The organism is Bradyrhizobium vignae, assembly GCF_004114425.1.
Classification (GTDB): Bacteria; Pseudomonadota; Alphaproteobacteria; order Rhizobiales; family Xanthobacteraceae; genus Bradyrhizobium; species Bradyrhizobium vignae.
This window is the reverse complement of record NZ_RDQF01000012.1, coordinates 1-22,422: the sequence shown is the minus strand read 5'-3', so window position 1 is coordinate 22,422 and position 22,422 is coordinate 1. Positions and strand designations below refer to the sequence as shown.

Genomic DNA, 22,422 nt, shown 5'->3' with positions numbered 1-22,422 from the left:
GCTAGGAGTGACCGCCATGACCAGTGCTTCCGACACGTCTCGTAATCCAAGCCTTGGCTCGGGCATCGCGACGCTGCATGCGAAATGGGGCTGGATCGTCGCGCTCGGCGTGATCTATCTCATTGCCGGATTCGTCGCGCTTGGCAGCATGGTGATGGCGACGGTGGCGAGCGTGATCGTGGTCGGCGCGATGATGATCGTCGCAGGCGCTACCGAGATCATCGGCGCGTTTCAGATGAAGAGCTGGGGCAAGGCCCTGATCTGGGCTCTCCTCGGCGTGCTCTACGTGATCGCGGGCTTACTGACCTTCGAGAATCCGCTGTTCGCGGCCGTCCTGCTGACTCTATTTCTCGGCGCCTCGCTGATCGCCTCGGGCGCGGTCAGGCTGTTTCTCGCCTTCAGCATGAAGCGCGAGAGCCCGTGGGTCTGGGTCGCGCTGTCGGCCGTGATCACGCTGCTGCTCGGGCTGGTCATTCTGGCGCGCTGGCCGGTGAACAGCGTCTATATCCTCGGCCTGTTCCTCGGCATCGATCTGATCATGGCCGGTGCTGGCTGGATCAGCCTCGGCTTCAGCCTGAAGCGGCGCGGCTAGGCGAACTGGGCGCGAAGACCTCGGACCACCTCTCCCCGATGGGGAGAGGTGAACCCTGGACTCATGAGCGAACGTATCAGCAACTCGACGCAAGACCATCTTGTTGAACTCCGCTGATCTGGCGCGCTGACAAAAGCAGCGCGCCGCGCGTGCGCCTCGCCGCGCGGCGATCATCATCGGGGAGACACCATGAGAGCCGCTTTGGCCCTGGCCGCAGCTTTGGCTGCCGCCTGCCTGTCCACGCCTGCACCTGCGCAAAAATCCTATGGTCCCGGCGTCAGCGACACCGAGATCAAGATCGGCAACACCATGCCCTATAGCGGCCCGGCCTCGCCGCTCGGCATCACCGGCCGGGTGATCGCTGCCTATTTCGACGAGGTCAACGAGAAGGGCGGCGTCAATGGCCGCAAGCTCAATCTGATCTCGCTGGACGACGCCTTCTCGCCGCCGAAGACCATGGAAGCCGCGCGTCGGTTGGTCGAGGGCGACGGCGTCGCCTTCATCTTCGCGACCATGGGCACTGCGCCGAGTTCGGCGATCGCGAAATATCTCAACAGCAACAAGGTGCCGCAGATCTTCCTGATCAGCTCGGCCTCGAAGTGGAACGATCCCGCCAACATGCCGTGGTCGATGGCGCTGCCCTGGGCGCCGAACTACACCAGCGAGGCCGCGATCGACGTCGCCTATGCCCGCGCCAAGAACCCGAATGCGCGCTTTGCGGTGCTCTATCAGAACGACGATGCAGGCAAGGAATATCTTCGCGGCGTCAGGGAGGCGCTCGGCGCCGATGCAGACAAGGCGATCGCGATGGCCTCGAGCTTCGAGGTCGCCGATCCCACCGTCGATTCCCAGGTGCTGACGCTCGCCAGCACCAAGGCCGACGTCTTCATGATCTACTCGGTGACGCCACGCGCCTGCGCGCAAGCCATCCGCAAGGCACATGAAGTCGGCTGGCAACCGACGCGCTTCCTCGCCTCCGGCTGTGCCAACAAGGCTACCGTGATGGTGCCGGCCGGGCTCGAGGCCGGCAAAGGCGTGCTGTCGCTCGGCTCGCTCAAGCCCTTCGTCGAGCAGTCGAAGGACGATCCGGCGATGACCGCCTATATCGAGTTTATGAAGAAGCGCCTGCCGAATGCCGACGTCAACAACGTCGCGGGCCTCTACGGCTACACCGTCGCCGAGGCGCTGGTGGTGCTGCTGAAGCAGTGCAAGGACAATCTGACGCGCGAGAACATCATGGCGCAGGCCGCCAATTTGAAGAACGTGCCGCTGTCGCTATTGATGCCCGGCATCACCCTCAATACCACGCCGCAGGATTTCCGCCCGATCAAGGACGGCTATATGCTGCAGTTCGACGGCAACGACTGGGTGGTGGCGAGCGAGCTGTTGCGCGGCACGTGAGGGGCGAGGCCGGCGGCCGCTTCGGAGACACCGATGCCTCCCCAACGTCATGGCCGGGGCCTGTCCCGGCCATCCACGCCTTGCGACACGGCACGAAGAACGTGGATGCCCGGGACAGGCCCGGGCATGACGACGTCAAACGCTGCGAACAGGAGACCCCAATGCACTTTCAACATTCCGCCCGTTCGCTGGAGCTGCAGGAGCGCGTCCGCCAGTTCATGCGGGCGCATGTCGAGCCGGTCGAGGATCTCTATTACGAGCAGGTCAAGCCGGAGGCCGCGCGCTACAGGACGCCGCCTGTGCTGCAGGATTTGAAGCGGCTGGCGCGCGAGCAGGGGCTCTGGAACCTGTTCCTGTCAGGCAAGCACGGCCAGGACCTCAACAACACTGGCCTCTCCAACCTTGAATATGCGCCGGTGAAGGAGATCATGGGCCGCATCCTCTGGGCAGCCGAAGTTTTCAACTGCTCGGCCCCCGACGTCGGCAACATGGAGGTGCTGGCGAATTACGGCACCAAGGCGCAACAAGAGCGCTGGCTGACGCCGCTGCTGGAGGGGCGCATCCGCTCCGGCTTCTCGATGACCGAGCCGCGGGTTGCCTCCAGCGATGCCACCAACATCCAGTGTGAGATCCGGCGCGACGGCGGCGACTACGTCATCAACGGTCGCAAGTGGTTCACATCAGGCGCGATGAACGAGGATTGCGAGATCCTGATCGTGATGGGCAAGACCGCGCCCGACCATCCCGATCGCCATCGCCAGCAATCCATGATTCTGGTGCCCAAGAACACGCCCGGTGTGCGCATCGTCCGCGACATGCTCACCTACGGCTATGACGACGCCCCGGTCGGCCACCCCGAGATCGTCTACGACAACGTCCGCGTGCCCGCAGAGAACATCCTGCTCGGCGAGGGCCGCGGCTTCGAGATCGCGCAGGGCCGGCTCGGCCCCGGCCGCATCCACCATTGCATGCGGTTGATCGGCTGCGCTCAGCGCGCGCTGGAATTGATGTGCCAGCGATCGGTTGCGCGCGTCGCCTTCGGCAAGCCGCTGGCCGAGCAGGGCTCTGTGCGCGAGGACATCGCAAACTCCTTCTGCGAGATCGCGCAGGCGCGGCTGTTGACGCTGCAAGCCGCCGACAAGATGGACCGCGAAGGCAACAAGGCCGCCCGCGACCTCATCGCTGCCGCGAAGATCGTGGTGCCCAGCATGGCCGCCCGCGTCATCGACCGCGCCATCCAGATCCACGGCGCCGCCGGCGTCTCGCAGGACACGTTCCTCGCCCGCGCCTATGTCTACGCCCGCTTCATCCGCATCGGCGACGGCCCGGACCAGGTGCATTTGGCGGCGGTCGGGAAGGAGCTGATCAGGCGGGGCGGGGTGATGGGGTAGTTGGGCCCGGCTTCGCGGTGCCTGCATTCGCTCGATGTTCGCTTATGGTTGCGAAGCAGACCAATCAGCCAATGCGGCACTTGTACTGGTGCGAATTGAAGAAGTTCGCACCAGTGGGAAAAGTCAGCCTCGGCAAAACAGGTCGATCACGCACATTCACGCAAAAGTTGCTTGCCGTTTGGCGAGGAGTGTGAGGAAGTAAGAAACGGTTAAGGCAAAATCGATACAACTTTAGCACGAATGGGGCACGGGGCTGACGGAAATTTGGTCCTGGTCCGGGGAGGGATACGACCGCCCGTCAGATGCATTGGGTCCCGGAGGTCATCAATTTTTGATGTTTTTCAGGGGCCTGTCATGTTTTCCAACATCTCGATACGAACGAAGATTACCGCGGTCGTTTCCGGCCTCTTGCTGGCTCTGATCGGCACCGGCGTTTTCGCCGTCTGGAATATGCAGGTGATCAACGCAGCGGTCGTCGACATCCGGAGCAATTGGCTTCCGAGCGTCCGCGTGATCGGCGAGTTGCGCGCTACCACCATTACTTACCGCAACGCGGTGCGGCAGCATCTTTTGTTCGACCGTGCGCAGGACAAGGCGGACCTTGATAAGCGCATCGAGACAATCGCCGAAAGGATGGCGCAAAACATTGCGGACTACAAGAAGCTCATCTCCAGTCCGCAGGAGCGTGCACTCTTTGATGAATGGAGCGGCCTCTGGAACGATTACATGAAGGGCGCTCAGGAGGTGCTGATTCTGTCGCGTGCTGCGGCTGGTCGTTTTCCTCAAGAGGCCAACGATCTCAACAGCAGAAACGTGAATCCCATTGGCCTCGACGCGGATAAGGTCCTGGCGAGTGCTATTGATCTCAACAACAAGGGCGCGGACGCTGCGGGAGCCGAGGCCGCAATCGCCTACATTAGCGCGGTCAAGACCCTCGTGGCGACAGTGACGATCGCCGGACTCCTCGGCGCCCTCGTTGCCTTTTTCGTGATGAGAACCGTATCGCAAGGCATCAACGCAATCGTCTCGCCGATGCGGGCCCTCAGCGCCGGCGATCTATCCGCAGAAGTAACCCATCAAGGCGAGCGCACCGAGATCGGCCAGATGGCCGATGCGCTGCAGGTGTTCAAGGAGGCGCTGATCGCCAAGAAGGATGCAGAGGAGGCGCGAGCCGAGCAGGAGCACCAACAGGCCGAGCTCCGGAGGCGCGAGATGCACCGCCTTGCCGACGCATTCGAAGGTGCGGTGGGCGAAATCGTTCAGACGGTCTCCTCTGCGTCCAGCCAGCTCGAGGCATCGGCGGGCACGCTGAGGGCGACGGCCGAGCGTACCCAAGATGTAGTGGCCGGCGTCGCTGCCGCCTCCGAGGAAGCGACGACCAATGTCCAGTCGGTGGCGTCCGCGTCCGAAGAATTGGCGGCATCGGTGGGAGAAGTCGGCCGCCAGGTACAGGAATCTTCGCGCATCGCGGATGAGGCCGTGCGACAGGCCGAGATCACGAACGAACAGATCGAGCGTCTCGCGCAGGCAGCCGCACGAATTGGCGACGTAGTCGATCTCATCAACAGCATTGCGGGCCAAACCAATCTCCTGGCGCTCAACGCGACGATCGAGGCGGCGCGTGCAGGTGATGCCGGTCGCGGCTTCGCGGTCGTGGCGAGCGAGGTCAAGGCCTTGGCCGAACAGACGGCGAAGGCCACTGAAGAGATCGGCCAGCAGGTCGGAAGCATGCAGGCGGCCACCGAAAAATCGGTCGCAGCCATCACTGATATCAGCGGCACCATTTCCAGAATGTCAGAAATCGCAACGGCCGTCGCTGCCGCGGTGGAGCAGCAGGGCGCGGCGACGCACGAGATCGCTCGCAACATCCAGCAGGCGGCCCAAGGCACCGGCGGCGTCAGCGCCGGAGTCGCCAACGTGCAACGCGGCGCAGCCGAAACGGGCAGCGCGTCGGCTCAGCTTCTGTCATCCGCCGGGCTGTTGTCGCGCGACTCGACACGTCTCAGGGAGGAGGTCGCGCATTTCCTGCGCACCGTTCGCGCCTGATCGGTTCTCGGTGAAGAACCAGATTCAGCTCCAGCGGCTTGGCAGTTCCGGGGGGCATCCTGAGCTGCCGACCGGCTCGTCAGGCTTGGCCCATCGCCGACTTGCCGAGGCTAAACGGTCGCTTCAGGTTTTGGCGGCAGAGCCGACGAGACGCGGCCACTTTGGCAAGACTTGCGCGCCCCCGATCACCATGGCGAACAGGGCCGTACAGCGCGTGTTTCCATGATGACATGATGCCGGTGTTTTGCCCGACGAGTCAAAATCTATTTCGTAGAATCAGTAGACATGCGAGTGCGTCGCTAAGCCATTGAAAAACCTGTGCTGGCCTACTGTGCATGGGGTTGTTTTTCAAGTTTTTGTTTGACGCGGCCCGCTTGGCGGCCGCTATCCCGACTTGGCGATGCGGCCGTCCGTGGCTCCCGAGCGCAGGTTCTGGAAGAACGTCTCGACTTCCCGCGATAGCGTGTCCGCCGTCGCGGTCAGGCTGCTCGCCGCCGTCAGCACGGAGGCTGCCGCCGTGTCGGTCTCGCCGATAGCATCGCGCAGCGAGGTGATGTTCGCCACGAGCGTCTCGTTCCCCTGCGCAGCGCTTTGCGCGTTGGAGGAGATCTCGCGCGTGGCGGCGTCCTGCTGGTCGACGGCGCCGGCGATCGCCGAGGTGACCTCGTTGATCTCGCGGACCGCGCCGCCGATCTCGCGCACGGCGTCGACCGCATTGCGCGTGGAGGCCTGGATCATCGAGACGTTCTCGCTGATTTCGGCCGTGGCCTTGGCGGTCTGGCCCGCGAGCGCCTTCACTTCATGAGCGACCACGGCAAAGCCGCGGCCGGCATCGCCGGCGCGCGCGGCCTCGATGGTGGCATTCAGCGCGAGCAGATTGGTCTGCTCGGCGATCGCCTGGATCAGGTTGAGCACGCCGTCGATGCGTTGCGTGGCCGCGGCGAGGCTCTCGATCTCGGAGATCGACTTCTCGGTGCGCTGGCCGGTCTGCTCGACCGCACCGGCCGATTGCCGCACCTGGCGCCCGATCTCTTCCACCGAGGCCGACAGCTCCTCGGCGGCGCTCGCGACCGCCGAGACGTTGTGTGAGGCCTGCTCGGTGGCGTTCGCCGCGGTGCCGGCGCGGCTGCTCGCATCCGCAGTGACACGCGTGATGGTCTGTGCGGTCTCGCGCATGACCTGCGCGTTGTCGCTGAGGCCGTGCATGATGGCGCCGATCACCCCGCGGAATTCCTCGACCGATCGTTCGATGTGGCGGGCGCGCTCCTCGCGCGCGGCTGCGTCTTGCGACACTTGCGAGGCGAGGTTGCGGTTTCGGCCCATGGCCTCCTGGAACACCTGGATCGCGCGGGCGAGGGCGCCGATCTCGTCGGCGCGGTCCGAGTGCGGCACCACGACGTTTTCGGCACCGTCGGCGACCTGCTTGATGGTGGCGGTGATCGAGGCGAGCGGCCGGGCGATCGAGCGGGCGATGATGACGATGCCGATCACGACGAGGGCGAGCGCCAGGCCGCCGAGGCAGGTCAGCAAGAACGACAATTCGCGATTGGTTTCGGTCTGCTGCGCGATCTGCCTGGCGCGCTCGGCATAGACCTTGGACAGCGCCTCGAGATCCTTGTTCAGGGCCGAGCGCACGCTGCGATTGGCGTCATTGTCGCCCCATTCGCGGCCCGCGGCCGCATTGATCTCGACGCCGCGGCGCACCAGCTCCTTGCGGAACTCGACGAACTGCTCGATGCGCTTCTTGAAGGTTGCAAACTGCTCGGCATCGTCGGCTTTGACGATGGTCTCCCAGCGCTTCACGACGTCGAGGATCTGGGCATTGAACTTGAGCAGGCCCTCGCCGTACTTCTGCACCAGCGACGGCTCGGTCGACATGTAGACGCCGCGCGATTCCATCACGACCGCATAGACCAGCGAGTTGACGCGCTCGACGTTGAGCGCGGCGGCGTTCGCCGTCTCGATCGCGCTGATCAGCTCGGCGCTGCGGCGGCTGTTGTAGTCGGACAGCATCGCGATCGCCGCCGTCAGCAGCGCGAACAGCGCGAAGATCGCGTAGAGCTTGGTGGCAAGCGTGAAACGGCCTGCCAGGGCGGTGGCATTCCCAGATCGGTCAATTGTCATGGTGTTCGAGGGCCCGGATGAGCTTGAGGCGGGAGGTGAGCGCGGTCGTGTAAAATTGATGCAAAACTATGCAGAACGAAGATGGACGCGACGTTAATGCGTCCGTCGGCTGCCTTCGTCTTAGGTCGAACGAAACGTAAGATATCTCAGCGTCTTGATCCGAAGGTATAGTTTCACGATAGTCCTGGAGTCGGCCATTGGCCGATGAACCCCGGAGGCACCCTTGGTCTACCGACATACCATCGACGCCACGAGCTACGCGTTTCCGGATCTGCGCGACCTGCTCGCCAAGGCAACGCCGCCGCGTTCCGGCGACCGGCTGGCCGGGGTTGCCGCCGACACCGCCGCGCAGATGATCGCGGCACGGATGGCGCTTGCGGATGTGCCGCTCGGCCAGTTCCTGCAGGAAGCTGTCGTCCCCTATGAGCTTGACGAAGTCACCCGCCTCGTCATCGACAGCCATGACGCCAAGGCCTTCGCGCCGGTGGCCTCGCTGACGGTCGGAGCTTTCCGCGACTGGCTGCTGTCGGACGCCGCAACGCCCGAGGTGCTGCGCAAGCTGGCAGGCGGCATCACGCCGGAAATGGCGGCCGCGGTGTCAAAGCTGATGCGCAACCAGGATCTGATCCTGGCGGCGCGGAAATGCGAGGTCACCACCGCCTTCCGCAACACCATCGGGCTAAAGGGACGGATGAGCACGCGGCTGCAGCCCAATCATCCGTTCGACGACGCCAGAGGCATCACCGCCTCGATCCTCGACGGCATCCTGCTGGGAGCCGGCGATGCCTGTATCGGCATCAATCCCGCGAGCGACGATCCCACCGTCATTGCGCAATTGCTGCGGCTGCTCGACGAGATCATCGCGCGGCTGAAGATCCCGACGCAAGGCTGCGTGCTGACCCATGTCACGACGACGCTGTCGCTGATCGGGCAGGGCGCCCCGGTCGACCTCGTCTTCCAGTCGGTCGCCGGCACGGAGGCCGCCAACCGCAGTTTCGGCATCGATCTCGCGCTTCTGAAAGAGGCGAAGCAGGCCGGACTGTCGCTGCGGCGCGGCACCGTCGGGCAGAACGTGATGTATTTCGAGACCGGCCAGGGCTCGGCGCTCTCGGCGGGCGCCCATCACGGCGTCGATCAGCAGACTTGCGAGGCGCGCGCCTATGCGGTTGCTCGCGCCTTTGATCCGCTGCTCGTCAACAGCGTGGTCGGCTTCATCGGACCGGAATATCTCTATGACGGCAAGGAAATCATCCGGGCGGGACTTGAGGATCATTTCTGTGGCAAGCTGCTCGGCCTGCCGCTCGGGGTCGACATCTGCTACACCAACCATGCCGAGGCGGACCAGGACGACATGGACAATCTCCTGACGCTGCTCGCCGCCGCCGGCGTCACCTTCGTCATGGGCGTCCCCGGCGCAGACGACGTCATGCTGAACTACCAGTCGACGTCTTTTCACGACGCACTCTATGTCCGCGACGTCTTCGGTTTGCGCCGCGCGCCGGAATTCGACGACTGGCTGGCGGGCTCGGGCATTGCAGGCGCCGATTTCCGTCTTGCCGGCGATGCAGGCCTGCTGCCCGATTTTGCCTCGCGGCTGATCGCATGAGGCGGCGGCAGGTGCCAGCTCTCCCTGCCTAGGAAACCATCGGCGCCTTCCGGAATTATGCTTGCGCCACAATATTGAGAAATTCCGGCGACAGCGTTAGCCTATGTGCATGGCTGGCAATTGTCGCACCATCGGTCGAGCGTGGCGGGGGAGCTTTGATGCGAGCTGAAAGCAACGGAACGTCCCGGCGGATTCTCTGTGTATTTCCACGCTACACCTCGTCCTTCGGTACATTCGAGTATTCCTATCCCCTGACCGATGGCGTCCGCGCCTTCATGCCGCCGCAGGGGCTGTTGCTGATCTCCGCCTATCTGCCGCAGGACTGGCAGGTCAAATTCGTCGACGAGAATCTGCGCCGCACGACGAAGGAGGAGTTCGAATGGGCGGAAGCCGTCTTCGTCAGCGGCATGCACATCCAGCGCCAGCAGATGAACGACATCTGCCGCCGCGCCCATGAATTCGATCTCCCGGTCGCGCTCGGCGGTCCCTCCGTCAGCGCCTGCCCCGACTATTATCCGTCGTTCGACTATCTGCATGTCGGCGAGCTCGGCGACGCCACCAACCAGCTGATCGAGATTCTGTCGCGCGATACCTCGCGTCCTGACGAACAGGTGGTCCTCACCACCAAGGACCGGGTGCCGATGACGGAATTCCCGATCCCCGCTTACGAACTCGCCGACGTGAAGAAATACTTTCTCGGCAGCATCCAGTATTCCAGCGGCTGTCCCTATCAGTGTGAGTTCTGCGACATCCCGGGCCTCTACGGCCGCAATCCGCGGATCAAGACACCGGAGCAGATCATCGCCGAGCTCGATCGGCTGCGCGAATGCGGCATGACCGACACGATCTATTTCGTGGACGACAATTTCATCGGCAACCGCAAGGCGGCGATGGACCTGCTGCCGCATCTGATCGAATGGCAGAAGAAAACCGGCTACGTGGTGCGGCTCGCCTGCGAGGCGACGCTCAACATCGCCAAGCGGCCCGAGATCCTCGAGAAGATGCGCGAGGCCTATTTCATCACCATCTTCTGCGGCATCGAGACGCCGGATCCGGATGCATTGCATGCGATGCACAAGGACCACAACATGATGGTCCCGATCCTGGAGGGCGTGCGCACCATCAACTCCTACGGCATGGAGGTGGTCTCGGGCATCATCATGGGGCTCGACACCGACAAGCCGAACACCTCGGACGCACTGCTCGCCTTCGTCGAGGAGTCCCGGATTCCGCTGCTCACCATCAACCTGCTCCAGGCGCTGCCGAAGACGCCGCTGTGGGACCGGCTGGAGCGCGAGGGACGATTGGTCGATGACGAGGGTCGCGATTCCAACGTCGAATTCCTGCTGCCCTATGACGAGGTCGTCTCGTCCTGGAAGCATTGCATGGAGGTCGCCTACGCGCCCGAGAAGGTCTATGCGCGCTATCAGCATCAGTGCGATTACACCTATGCCAACCGACTCAAGGTGCCAGTGGCACCGGAGATGAAGACTTGGCCCAACATCAAGCGCGGCCTCGTCATGCTGCGCAACATTTTCTGGAAGGTCGGCGTGCTTGGCGATTACAAGCGCGTGTTCTGGAAGTTCGCGCTGGGACGCATCAAGCGCGGCGATCTCGAAGGCTTGATCGGCTGCGCCACGATCGCGCATCACCTCATCACCTTCGCGCGCGCGGCCTCGAGCGGCAAGCAGAACGCTTCGAATTATTCGATCCGGCTGCGCGAGGCCGCCGTTCCCGCCGAATGATGCGACATGTCTGATCCGGTCCCGCTGCGTCGTCCGACGCTGGATTTGCGGGCGTTCACGCCCGCGCGCGTTGCGCTGGGCCGCAGCGGCGCGAGCATGCCGACACGTGCGCTGCTTGATTTCACGCTGGACCATGCCCGCGCGCGCGATGCCGTGCATGCCGCCTTCGATACGCCGCGTCTGGTCGCCGATCTCGGCGCGCTCGGACTTGCCGTGACCGAAGTGAGGAGCCGAGCGGTCGATCGCAGCGACTATCTGCGGCGGCCGGATCTGGGACGACAGCTTGAGCCCGGCTCGGCGCAGCTTCTGGCGCGAAGCACCTCCGCGCCGTGCCAGCTCGCGCTTGTGATCGGAGACGGCCTGTCCGCGGCGGCGGTCCACAACCATGCTGCGATGGTGGTGAGGCGCCTGTTGCCATTGCTTGCGGAGCGAGATGCTGTCGCAATCGGCCATGTCGTCGTCGCCTCAGGCGCCCGGGTCGCGCTCGGCGACGAGATCGGCGCGATCCTCGGTGCGCGCTTGGTCGTGATGCTGATCGGCGAACGGCCCGGCCTGTCGGCACCCGACAGTCTTGGCGCCTATCTGACTTTCGCACCGAAGCCCGGCCGCACCGATGCCGAGCGCAATTGCGTGTCGAACATCCATCATGCCGGGTTGAGCTGTGACGAGGCCGCCCTCAAGATCGCCTGGCTCGTCCGGGAGGGCTTGGCCAGAGAGGTGACCGGCGTGGCGCTGAAGGACGAAAGTGGCGACCGCCCCCCGCGTCGACTTGGCGCGGCTTCGGCTGAAGGAACGGAATCGGGGGCCAAAATGTCCTCATCTTGATCGGTTTGGTCGACCTGCGCCTGCTTGCGAGACCATGGCGGGACCTGCTAAACCCCGTGCGGCGATTTTCCGCGCATTTTCAAGGGCCTCCCATCCGTATGGCGTTTTCAGGCCGTTCGCGGGGCGCAATAAGCTCACAAACCGAGCCGATTTAGGAACTGGACAAAGCATGCTCGAAAAGCACAGCGAGAATGAGGTTCATGTCGACAAGGTCGAGCAGGGACCTGCGTCCTCGATCGCCTTCGGGCTGGAGCGGCTCGGGCTGGTCGCCGTCCGGGCGCCGATTGTCTCCTGCATCGTCCTGCTTGCCCTGATCGTCGGCGCGGTGTTCGGCATCCAGCGCATCAAGATCGATGATTCGCTGTCGCAGCTATTCCGCTCCAACACCCGCGAATTCCGCCAATACGAAGAGGTGACCAAGAAGTTCCCGGCCGAGGAGTTCGACGTCCTTGTCGTGGTCGAGGGCAAGACCCTGCTGGAGCGGAACAACCTGGAGAAGCTGCGCGACTTCGTCACCGACCTGCAACTGGTCGAGGGCACGCGTGGCCTCGTTTCGCTGTTCTCGGCACGCCAGGCGCCGGCCCCGGGCAAGCTGCCGGCGGCGCTGTTCCCGGCCGAGCTGCCGGAGGGCGCGGCCTATGACAAGTTCATCGAGACCGTCAAGAACAACGAGATCATCCGCGGCAAGCTGCTGTCGGAGGACGGCACGCTGGCGCTGATCGTGCTCTCGCTCGATCCGGAAGTCGTCGGCTCCAACAAGCTGACCAAGACCGTCGGCGACATCCGCGGGCTGATCAAGGAGGATCTCAGCGACACCGGGCTCAACGTACAGCTCTCGGGCGTGCCGGTGATGCAGCTCGAGATCCGCAATGCCGTCGAGCGTGACGGGCTGACCTACAACATCCTCGGCATCCTCGCCGGCTGTGTCATCGCCATCATCTTCTTCCGCAAGATCTCGTTCATGGTCGCGGCGGCGTTCCCGCCGATGATCGCGATCCTGCTGGCTCTCGGCGCGCTCGGCTGGGCCAATTTCAATCTGAACATGTTCCTGAACGTGATGACGCCGCTCATCATGGTCATCAGCTTCTCCGACTCGATGCAGCTCACCTTCGCTGCGCGCGACCGGCTGATTGCAGGCCAGGACAAGTTCACCGCGTTCAAGAACGCGGTGCTGGTGGTCGGCCCGGCCTGCGTGCTGACGCACGGCACCGCGGGCATTTCCTTCATCGCGCTGCAATTCTCCGACTCCGATTTGATCCGCAAGTTCGGCGAAGCCGGGCTCGCCGCCACCATCATCGCGCTGGTCGCCGTGCTGTCGCTTGTGCCGGTGTTCGGCGTGCTGTTCGTGCGCAACGAGAAGGTCTTTGCGGTCAAGTTCCAGGGCGCCGATGCCGGCGTCCAGGCGCTGCGCAATTTCTGCTATTGGATCGCGGTGCGCATGGTCGGCCGTCCCGGCCTGTTCAGCCTGATCGCGGTGCTGTTCGTCGGTGGCCTCGGCGTCATCTATGCCAATCTGGAGCCGCGCTACCGGCTCGCCGATCAGGTGCCGGACAAGCGCCAGGCGGTTGCCGCCAGCGACCGCTTGGATGCCAAGCTCACCGGCGCAAATCCCGTCAACGTGCTGATCGTGTTCCCGAAGGGCGAATCGCTGTATTCGCCGGAGACGCTGCAGACCATCGCCGACGTGCACGCGACCGTGGAGAAGGCGGCCGGCGTCGGCAACGTCTGGTCGCTCGAGACCCTGCGCCGCTGGCTCGCGGAAAAGGCCGGAAGCACCGACGTCGCGACGTTGAAGGAATACGTCAACGTCATTCCCGAGCATCTGGTGCGGCGTTTCATCGACGCCGAGCAGGATGCCGTCGTTGTCGCCGGCCGCGTGCCGGACAAGGATTCGAGCCAGCTCCTGCCGATCGTGGACAAGCTCGACACCGAGCTCGACGCCGTCCGCAAGAAGCACCCCGGCTACGAGGTCGCGGTGACCGGCCTTGCCGCCATCGCGGCGCGCAATTCGGCCAACATGATCGAGAAGCTGAATCGCGGCCTCACCGTCGAATTCGCGCTGGTCGCGATCTTCATCGGCCTCGCCTTCCGCTCCTGGGTGGTTATGCTCGCCTGCATCCTGCCCGGCATCTTCCCGGTCGTGATGTCGGGAACGGTGCTATGGGCGATGGGCGAGGGGCTGCAATTCGCCAGCGTCGTCGCACTCACCGTCTCGTTCGGTTTGGGCCTCAGCGCCACCATCCACTTCCTCAACCGCCTGAGACTCGAGAGCAAGCCGGGCGTCGGCTCGGCTCTCGCGGTGGAGCGGGCGACCGTGCTGGTGGGACCTGCGCTGATCCTGACCACGGTGGTGCTGGCCTGCGGCCTCGTCGTCACCGTGTTCTCCGATCTGCCGTCGCTGCGGCTGTTCGGCTGGCTCAGCGCCTTCTCGATGGTCATGGCCCTCGTCGCCGACCTCTTCATCCTCAGGCCGACGGCGATGTGGCTGATCAACCTGCACGGCAAGTTGCAGGGCACGGACAAGCCGGCGATCTGAGCGGCATCGTGGCGCTTTGGTCCGTGCACCACTGGAGGAGGCGCAGCGAGTGCTCCAGCAAAAAGCGCCCGGCTCGCGAGAGCCGAGGGCTTTGTTGTTCTTGAACGGAAACGGGCTCTATCCCTTCGTCATCGTGATGTTGACGCCGCGGATCTCGCCCTTGGAAGAGATCTGCACGGTCTGCTTGGTGCCGTTGGTGCGCAGCGACAGATTGGCTGCAAAGCCGTTGGCCTCGACGAATACGTCGATCTGGCCGCCGCCGGCCGTGCCCTGGAGATTGCCGAAGATGTTGCGGCTCGCCTCGCTCCAATTGCCGGAGATGCGGTCGCCCTGGCTCGTCACGTCGCTGGTGAGGTCGAACTTGTAGCTGTCGGAGGCGCAGTGCAGGGCCTGCTTGAGGTTGAGACCGCTGCCCGCGACCTTGTAGTCGGCCTTGCAGCGGATGCGCTCGGTGGACCCGTCGGACAGCGAGACCGTGCCGGTGCCGGTCCACGCGCCGTCGAAGCCGGCAAACGGCCCGGACGATTGAGCATGGCTCGCCGAAACCGAGAAGAGCAGCGCAGCCCCAACGCCAGCCGCAGTGATTGCCAGTCCAGATCGCCCAAAGAATCTCATCACAAATATCCCGTTTTGGAACGACGTCCGTTCAAGATCGAAGACGTCTCGCCACATCGAAAGTTTAGTGTTCCGAGCCTGTGCCAGGTTCAACGTGCCCTCACCCGAGATGGCGGTTCACCGGGCCCGGGAAGGGGGCGAGGACCATCCGATTTACCTTGTTCCGGGGTGTTTCTGGCCAAAACCACGGGGCGGAGAGATGCAGCTCTGCAACAGCCGTGCAGCAAAATGCGGTCTCTCTGAATTATGATGTAGTATCAACCCCTTACATCTGCCAATGAAGGCGCGGGGAAGACCTGATTTGGTGGGTGCGGCGCCAATTTGGCCGCATTTGCCAGTGCTTGTGCCTTCTCTCGGCCGCACCTCCTGCGGCGACTTGCCATCAGAACAATCCGCTCCGGTTGTCCGCCCTGTGCAGCCCGGGATCGGTGCGATTCTGCCGTCAGAATGAAGGAATACAATGCGTAAGCTTCTCGTCGCTCTCACCCTGCTGTCGGCATCCCTCTCGACGGCTGCGCTCGCCCAGCAAGGGCGCGGCACGGAGGCCGAGCAGAAGGCCTGCACCCGCGATGTGCAGAAGTTCTGCCGTCCGGTCATCGATCAGGGCGATTTCACCATCCTGGCCTGCCTCAAGGAGAACCGGGCCAAGATCTCGCAGGCCTGCGACCAGGTGCTGAAGAACCACAACCAGTAAGCTCGGCCGCTGGCCCACACCAAGGCGGCCCCGGCGCCGCCTTTTCGGCCGCGGTCCGCAGAGGGCAGCCATCGAGCGGCAGGATTGGTTTTGCGGCCGTCTTCCCCTATATGGGGGCCGCGGCGGCATCGCCGGCGTGAGCCCGCGCGAGCGAAAAAGCCGTTCCTGTCCAAACGATTGTAAACCAGCCCTCGATGACATCTGCGAGCGAATTGCGATCCGGCAAGGGTGACCGCGACGAGAATTTTCCCGTCGCGTCCTGGATCATTCATCCGCGTCATCGCGCCCTGATCCTGGCCTATTACAATTTCGTCCGTACCGCCGACGACATCGCCGACCATGCGACACTGCCGGCCGACCAGAAGCTCGCTTATCTCGACCTGCTCGAGACGGAACTCCTCGGCGGGGGCGACACCCAGGCCGAGGCGGTCACCCTGCGCCGTGCGTTGGCCGAGCGCGGCATGGCGCCGCGCCATGCGCTCGACGTGCTCATCGCCTTCCGCATGGACGTGACCAAGCTGCGCTACGAGACGTGGGACGAAGTCATCCACTATTGCCGATATTCTGCGATGCCGGTCGGCCGCTTCATGCTCGACGTTCACGGCGAGAGCACCTCGACCTGGGCCGCGTCGGACGCGCTCTGCGCAGGCCTGCAGATCAACAATCACCTGCAGGATTGCGGCAAGGATTTCCGCGAGCTCAACCGCGTCTATCTGCCGCGCGATGCGCTGGCAGCACACGGTGCCTCGGTCGAGCAGCTTGGCCTCGCTCAATCGCCGCCGGCGATGCTGGCCTGCCTGCATGGGCTCGCCGCGCGCAACGAAGCGCTGCTCGACGAGGGCAGGTCGTTAGCTGCGGAGATCCGGGATTTCCGCCTCGGCGTCGACGTTTCCGTCATCCAGGCCTATGCCGACCGGATCGTGCGCCTGCTCAGGCTGCGCGATCCCCTGCGCGAGCGGGTGCATCTGAACAAGTTCGAGCTTCTCACCTTCAGCCTCGCCGGCATGATCGGCGAAGTCGGCCGCCGCGCGATCGGACGCAAGGCCGTTTCCAGACCGGGGACTGCACATGACGCTTGAGGCGACCACGCCCGGCGCCAATTACGGCTCGACCGCATCCGGCAGCTCGTTCTATGCCGCGATGCGCATCCTGCCGCGTGACCAGCGCGAAGCGATGTTCCAGATCTACAGCTTCTGCCGCCAGGTCGACGACATCGCCGATTCCGACGGCCCGCGCGAACAGCGGCTCGCAGCGCTTCAGGAATGGCGCAACGACATCGACGCGCTCTACCAGGGCCATCCGCCGCCGCGGCTGAAGGACTACGTCGCCTCGGTGAAGACCTTCGGCCTCAAGCGCGAGGATTTCCTCGCCATCGTCGACGGCATGGAGATGGACGTGCCGCAGGACATCCGCGCGCCCGACATGGCCACGCTGGATCTCTACTGCGACCGTGTCGCCAGCGCCGTGGGACGGCTGTCGGTGCGGGTGTTCGGCATCCCCGAGGAAGACGGCATCCTGCTCGCGCACCATCTCGGCCGCGCGCTTCAGCTCACCAACATCCTGCGCGACATCGACGAGGATGCCGGTCTCGGCCGGCTCTATCTGCCGCGCGAGGCGCTGCTGCATGCCGGTATCACCTCCAATGATCCGAACCGCGTGATCGCCGAGCGCGCGCTGCCGAAGGTCTGTCTGCCGCTGGCGCAGCGTGCGAAATCGCATTTCGAGAAGTCGGACGAGATCATGAATCGCAACAAGCGCCGCGCCGTGCGCGCGCCGCGGATCATGTCGAAATACTATCATTCCATTCTGGACCTCCTGATCGCGCGCGGCTTCACCGCGCCGCGCGAGCCGGTGCGTGTGTCGAAGATCACACGCATCCTGATCCTGCTCCGTTACGCTTTCATCTGATGCAAAACACAGCTCACATCATCGGCGCTGGAATGTCCGGCCTCTCCGCCGCCGTGCGGCTCGCCAATGCCGGCTTCAAGGTGGCCGTGCACGAGGCGACGCACCAGGCCGGCGGCCGCTGCCGGTCCTATTTCGATGGCGCCACCAATCTCACCATCGACAACGGCAATCATCTGGTATTGTCGGGCAACAGCCATGTGCGCGCCTATGCGCGCGCGATCGGCACCGAGGCCGGCCTCGTCGGCCCCGAGCGCGCGCAGTTTCCCTTCGTCGACATCAAGACGGGGCAGCGTTGGCAGATCGATCTCGGCGATGGCCGGCTGCCGACCTGGGTGCTCGACGAAAGCCGCCGCGTGCCCGACACCGGCCTCACCGATTATCTCAAGCTGGCGCCGCTGCTCTGGGCGTCGGAGGAGACGCTGGTTGGCAAGTCCATTCCAACCGAGGGCATCCTTTATCAGCGCCTGGTGCAGCCGCTGCTGCTGGCGGCGCTCAACGTCGATCCGCCCGAGGGCTCGGCGGGGCTTGCTGGCGCGATCGTGCGCGAGACGCTGCTCGCGGGCGGGCAGGCCTGCCGTCCGCTGATCGCGCGTGACGGCCTCAGCGCCGTCTTGATCGAGCCCGCCGTGAAGTTTTTGCAGGAGCGGGGCCACACCGTTCAGCTCGGCCACGAGCTGCGTTCGTTCGCCAACACCGGCGGCAAGGTGGCTGCACTGAATTTCGGCGGCGAGGACGTGATCCAGCTCGGTGCCGGTGACGTCATCGTGATGGCGGTGCCGCCGCGCGCGGCCTCCAGCCTGCTGCCGGGCCTGAAGACGCCGACCGAATTCCGCGCCATCGTGAATGCGCATTTCCGCATCACACCGCCGCCGGGCTCGGCGCCGATCCTCGGCGTGATCGGCGGCGTCGTGGAATGGCTGTTCGCGTTCCCGAACCGTCTCTCGGTGACCATCAGCAATGGCGACCGTCTCGTCGACATGCCGCGCGAGGAGCTCGCGCAGGCGATCTGGAACGATGTCTGCGCGGCGGGCGGCGTTTCCGGCGAGCTGCCTCCCTGGCAGATCGTGCGCGAGCGCCGTGCGACTTTCGCCGCGACGCCGGCGCAGAACGCCCTGCGTCCCGGGCCGGTCACTGCGCTGAAGAACCTGTTCCTTGCGGGTGATTGGACTGCTACGGGATTGCCTGCAACCATCGAGGGATCAGTTCGGTCCGGTGATCGCGCCGCCGATCTGGTTCTCGCTGCACAGCGGCCCTGACGGGCAATGTCCCGGCCAACCTTCAATCGACTATCGGAGCAATCGAGCGATATGGATTCCGTGAACGCGACCAGCCGCGAAGCTTTGGAATCGAGCATTGCGTCGGCGACGCAGGGCGTCCTCGACTTCCAGCAGGCGGACGGCCATTGGGTATTCGAGCTCGAGGCCGACTGCACGATTCCGGCCGAGTACATCCTGCTGCGCCACTATCTCGGAGAGCCGGTCGACGCCGTGCTCGAGGCCAAGATCGGCAATTACCTGCGCCGCGTGCAGGGCGCCCATGGTGGCTGGCCGCTGGTGCACGATGGTGAGTTCGACATGAGCGCCAGCGTGAAGGCCTACTTCGCGCTCAAGATGATCGGCGACTCCGTCGACGCACCGCACATGGTGCGGGCGCGCGAGGCCATTCATGCCCGTGGCGGCGCGATTCATAGCAACGTCTTCACGCGCTTCCTGCTCGCGACGTTCGGCGTCGTGACCTGGCGCGCCGTGCCGGTGCTGCCGGTCGAGATCGTGCTGCTGCCGTTCTGGTCGCCGTTCCATCTCAACAAGATCTCCTACTGGGCGCGCACAACCATGGTGCCGCTGATGGTGATCGCCGCGCTGAAGCCGCGCGCGAAGAATCCGAAGGGCGTCGGCATCGACGAGTTGTTCCTGCAGGATCCGCGTTCGATCGGCATGACCGCGAAGGCACCGCACCAGAGCATGGCTTGGTTCCTGCTGTTCCGTTCGCTCGATGCGATCTTACGCGTGATCGAACCGATGTTTCCGAAGAGCCTGCGCAAGCGCGCGATCGATGCGGCGCTGGCCTTCATCGAGGAGCGGCTCAACGGGGAGGACGGCATGGGCGCGATCTACCCGCCCATGGCCAACATCGTCATGATGTACGACGCCCTCGGCAAGGACGAGAACTATCCGCCGCGCGCGATCACGCGCCGCGGCCTGGACAAGCTGCTCGTGATCGGCGACGAGGAGGCCTATTGCCAGCCTTGCGTCTCGCCGGTGTGGGACACGACGCTCACGGCGCATGCGCTGCTGGAAGCCGGCGGCGACAAGGCGGTGCCTGCGGCCAAGCAGGGCCTCGACTGGCTGATCCCGAAGCAGGAGCTCGAGGTGAAGGGCGATTGGGCGGTGAAGCGGCCCGACGTCCGCCCCGGCGGCTGGGCCTTCCAGTACAACAACGCGCACTACCCTGATCTCGACGATACCGCGGTCGTGGTGATGTCGATGGACCGCATGCGCCGTGAGCACGGCGTCGCCGGCTATGATGCCGCGATCGCCCGCGGCCGCGAGTGGATCGAGGGCATGCAGAGCGACGACGGCGGCTGGGCCGCCTTCGACGTCAACAACCTCGAATATTACCTCAACAACATCCCGTTCTCCGACCATGGCGCGCTGCTCGATCCGCCGACCGAGGACGTCACGGCGCGCTGCATCTCGATGCTGGCCCAGCTCGGCGAGACCGTGAAGACCAGCAAGCACGTGGCCGATGGTGTTGCCTACTTGCGGAAGACCCAGCACCCGGAGGGGTCCTGGTACGGCCGCTGGGGTATGAACTTCATCTATGGAACCTGGTCGGTGCTGTGCGCCCTCAACATGGCGGGCGTCGACCACAAGGACCCCATGATCCGGAAGGCCGCGGCGTGGCTGACCTCGATCCAGAACGATGACGGCGGCTGGGGCGAGGACGCCGTCAGCTACCGGCTCGACTACAAGGGCTGGGAGTCCGCCCCCTCGACCGCCTCGCAAACGGCATGGGCCTTGCTTGCCCTGATGGCGGCAGGCGAGGTTGATCACCCCGCCGTCGCCCGCGGGGTGGAGTACCTGATTGCAACACAAAACAAAAAAGGATTGTGGGACGAGCAGCGGTACACCGCCACAGGCTTCCCCCGCGTGTTCTATCTACGGTATCATGGTTACCCAAAGTTCTTTCCGCTGTGGGCATTGGCGCGGTATCGGAACTTGCGGAACACCAACAGCAGGGTGGTAGGGGTCGGAATGTGACTTTGGGGACGGGGGACTATTTTACCGCGGGTCAAGCCATCGACCCGCGGCCGATACTGATCGTGACCGGACTGGTTCAGGAGGCCCGTATCGCAGCCGGGCCCGGAATGGCGGTTATCTGTTCATCCAGCAGCCCGACGCAGTTGCGGGCGCTTCTGACGGTGGTGGACCCCGACACGATTCGCGGTGTGATCTCGTTCGGCGTGGCCGGCGGGCTCGACCCGAGCTTGCGCTCGGGCGACGTCGTGCTGGCGACCGAGGTGCTGTCCGGCGATGCCCGCTGGGCCGCCGGGCTGTCGCTCGGCGACGACCTGATCGAGCGCCTGACCTCCGGCCGCCGCCGCGTCGTGCGCGGCAGCCTCGCCGGGGCCGAGGAGGTGGTCACGAAACGCTCGTGCAAGGCGGCGCTGCATTCGGAAACGGGCGCAGCCGCCGTCGACATGGAAAGCCACATCGCGGCCGCCTATGCCGCCGAGGCCGGGCTGCCCTTTGCCGCGGTCCGCGTCATCAGCGACCCCGCCCATCGCGCCCTGCCGGCGCTGGCCCGCGTCGCGATCAAGCCGAACGGGCAGATCGATTTCGGTGCCGTGCTGCGCGGAATCGTGCGCAATCCGGCGACGTTGCATGCCCTGGTCTCGACCGGCATCGACTTCAACCGCGCGCTGCGGTCACTTCGCGGCTGCCGCGATTATCTGATCGGGACGGAGCTGATCGGCAGCGAGGCGCTGGTCTCCGAGGCCGCGTGAGCGCATACGTCGAACTGCCGAAGGCCCGTTCGCCATGGCGTGCGGGCCTTTTTCGTTAGGCCAGCTTCGTACTGACGGTCACGGTAACGCCTGCGAGCATCAATCCCTGGTCCAGTCCTCTAGCCGCAACCCGGCGATACGCTGGAATTCGGCGGTGTTGTTGCTGACAAGCGGCAGGCCGTGCGCCATCGCTTGACCGGCGATCAAGATGTCATAGGGACCGATTGGTGTGCCGCGCTTCGCAAGCTCCGCCCGGATCTCGCCCGCGGCTCGCGCGTCCTGTTGGTCGAGGTCGAGGATGTCGAGATCGGAAAATAGAAGGCGAAGCGTTTCCATCCAGCACTGTCAGCCGGTCGGGCAAAACACCGGAACAGCCAGTCAATCCCTTCCGGAAAAAATATTTCACTTTTCCGAATTTCGGATTTATGGCATAGGGCTGTCATCCCGATCCTGCCAGAGGGGCGCTTCGCGATCGTCACGAGATGCGGGTCGGGGTGCGGTGGACGCGGCAGCGCCGGCGCGAAAGGCGATGACAGGGCGGGCAACCGTGAGTCATGCGCGGCGCGATACGACACGGCGCTGTCACAGCGGCCAAGCTGGATCTTTCGGGGTGAGCACACGCGAGCCTCGGATGCGTCCGGCATGGCCGTCCGCGGACGGAGAAGTCGTGTGGTCCCGACGCCCGGGGTTCTGGCGTCAAACTTCGCGGTGATGTGGCAGCCAACCGGCACGCGCATCGATCAGCGGCGAGGCGACGGGGGCAATAGTGCAACGCTCCCCGAGGAGCAACTGTGTTGAAGTAGCCGGGCGATCGGCCGGCCTCAAGGCTGGCGCTGGCGCGCCACCGCCTCCGGCGGCTTCCGGCCTTGACCCCGTCCGCTCGCCGGTCTTCAGGGCGTGCAAGCGCTCGGCGGAAGCCGAGCGGAGTTGCTC

At 64.6% G+C, this 22,422-nt stretch carries 16 protein-coding genes and 1 pseudogene; 14 read left to right on the top strand and 3 right to left on the bottom strand.

Annotation, left to right across the window (positions count from 1 at the left end; all coding sequences use genetic code 11):
• Positions 1–16: 16 nt before the first annotated feature.
• The 4 genes from EAV90_RS12755 to EAV90_RS12740 all read left to right on the top strand — a co-directional run bounded on the left by EAV90_RS12755 (position 17) and on the right by EAV90_RS12740 (position 5,430).
• Positions 17–592: an HdeD family acid-resistance protein gene (locus tag EAV90_RS12755; RefSeq protein ID WP_129143514.1), complete on the top strand. Its 576-nt coding sequence runs from the start codon at positions 17–19 to the stop codon at positions 590–592.
• A 189-nt stretch (positions 593–781) separates the two neighbouring features.
• Positions 782–1,993, top strand: coding sequence for an ABC transporter substrate-binding protein (locus tag EAV90_RS12750; RefSeq protein ID WP_129143513.1), 1,212 nt, complete (start codon positions 782–784; stop codon positions 1,991–1,993).
• A gap of 161 nt (positions 1,994–2,154) precedes the next feature.
• Positions 2,155–3,384 carry an acyl-CoA dehydrogenase family protein gene (locus EAV90_RS12745; RefSeq protein ID WP_129143512.1) on the top strand — a complete coding sequence of 410 codons (1,230 nt, stop codon included), beginning with the start codon at positions 2,155–2,157 and terminating at the stop codon, positions 3,382–3,384.
• Between the two features lie 354 nt (positions 3,385–3,738).
• Complete coding sequence (locus EAV90_RS12740) at positions 3,739–5,430, top strand: methyl-accepting chemotaxis protein (protein ID WP_129143511.1); 1,692 nt, start codon at positions 3,739–3,741, stop codon at positions 5,428–5,430.
• A 384-nt stretch (positions 5,431–5,814) separates the two neighbouring features.
• Here EAV90_RS12740 and EAV90_RS12735 read toward each other — a convergent pair whose 3' ends face one another.
• Entirely contained in the window at positions 5,815–7,554 is a 1,740-nt protein-coding gene (locus EAV90_RS12735; protein ID WP_122404215.1) for a methyl-accepting chemotaxis protein, read from the bottom strand.
• A 223-nt stretch (positions 7,555–7,777) separates the two neighbouring features.
• Here EAV90_RS12735 and EAV90_RS12730 point away from each other — a divergent pair, with 223 nt between their 5' ends.
• From EAV90_RS12730 to EAV90_RS12715, 4 genes are all read left to right on the top strand, one after another.
• Positions 7,778–9,160 (top strand): ethanolamine ammonia-lyase subunit EutB, encoded by a 1,383-nt coding sequence (locus tag EAV90_RS12730; RefSeq protein ID WP_122404214.1) that lies wholly within the window; start codon positions 7,778–7,780, stop codon positions 9,158–9,160.
• A gap of 158 nt (positions 9,161–9,318) precedes the next feature.
• Positions 9,319–10,905, top strand: a complete 1,587-nt coding sequence (locus tag EAV90_RS12725; protein WP_122404213.1) for a B12-binding domain-containing radical SAM protein — start codon at positions 9,319–9,321, stop codon at positions 10,903–10,905.
• A 6-nt stretch (positions 10,906–10,911) separates the two neighbouring features.
• Entirely contained in the window at positions 10,912–11,730 is an 819-nt protein-coding gene (eutC, locus tag EAV90_RS12720; RefSeq protein ID WP_129143510.1) for an ethanolamine ammonia-lyase subunit EutC, read from the top strand.
• Positions 11,731–11,899: 169 nt separating this feature from the next.
• On the top strand, positions 11,900–14,266 hold the full coding sequence (locus tag EAV90_RS12715; protein ID WP_129143509.1) for an efflux RND transporter permease subunit: 2,367 nt from the start codon (positions 11,900–11,902) through the stop codon (positions 14,264–14,266).
• A gap of 117 nt (positions 14,267–14,383) precedes the next feature.
• On the opposite strand, the gene EAV90_RS12710 is transcribed toward EAV90_RS12715, so the two are convergent.
• Complete coding sequence (locus tag EAV90_RS12710; RefSeq protein WP_122404210.1) at positions 14,384–14,881, bottom strand: hypothetical protein; 498 nt, start codon at positions 14,879–14,881, stop codon at positions 14,384–14,386.
• A 460-nt stretch (positions 14,882–15,341) separates the two neighbouring features.
• Between EAV90_RS12710 and EAV90_RS12700 the strand changes: the two genes are divergently transcribed.
• From EAV90_RS12700 to EAV90_RS12675, 6 genes are all read left to right on the top strand, one after another.
• Positions 15,342–15,575, top strand: coding sequence for a hypothetical protein (locus EAV90_RS12700; RefSeq protein ID WP_122404209.1), 234 nt, complete (start codon positions 15,342–15,344; stop codon positions 15,573–15,575).
• Between the two features lie 194 nt (positions 15,576–15,769).
• Entirely contained in the window at positions 15,770–16,654 is an 885-nt protein-coding gene (hpnC, locus tag EAV90_RS12695; protein ID WP_129143508.1) for a squalene synthase HpnC, read from the top strand.
• On the top strand, positions 16,644–17,483 hold the full coding sequence (gene hpnD / locus EAV90_RS12690; RefSeq protein WP_129143507.1) for a presqualene diphosphate synthase HpnD: 840 nt from the start codon (positions 16,644–16,646) through the stop codon (positions 17,481–17,483). The genes hpnC and hpnD overlap by 11 nt, the downstream gene beginning before the upstream one ends.
• Complete coding sequence (gene hpnE / locus EAV90_RS12685) at positions 17,483–18,739, top strand: hydroxysqualene dehydroxylase HpnE (RefSeq protein ID WP_129143506.1); 1,257 nt, start codon at positions 17,483–17,485, stop codon at positions 18,737–18,739. The genes hpnD and hpnE overlap by 1 nt, the downstream gene beginning before the upstream one ends.
• Before the next feature lie 51 nt (positions 18,740–18,790).
• Entirely contained in the window at positions 18,791–20,743 is a 1,953-nt protein-coding gene (gene shc / locus EAV90_RS12680; protein ID WP_122404205.1) for a squalene--hopene cyclase, read from the top strand.
• On the top strand, positions 20,683–21,489 hold the full coding sequence (locus EAV90_RS12675; protein ID WP_347338798.1) for a phosphorylase: 807 nt from the start codon (positions 20,683–20,685) through the stop codon (positions 21,487–21,489). Before shc ends, EAV90_RS12675 begins: the two co-directional genes overlap by 61 nt.
• A gap of 99 nt (positions 21,490–21,588) precedes the next feature.
• Here the strand turns inward: EAV90_RS12675 and EAV90_RS12670 are convergent.
• Positions 21,589–21,825, bottom strand: a pseudogene (locus EAV90_RS12670) (PIN domain-containing protein); the annotation flags it as partial.
• Positions 21,826–22,422: the final 597 nt, after the last annotated feature.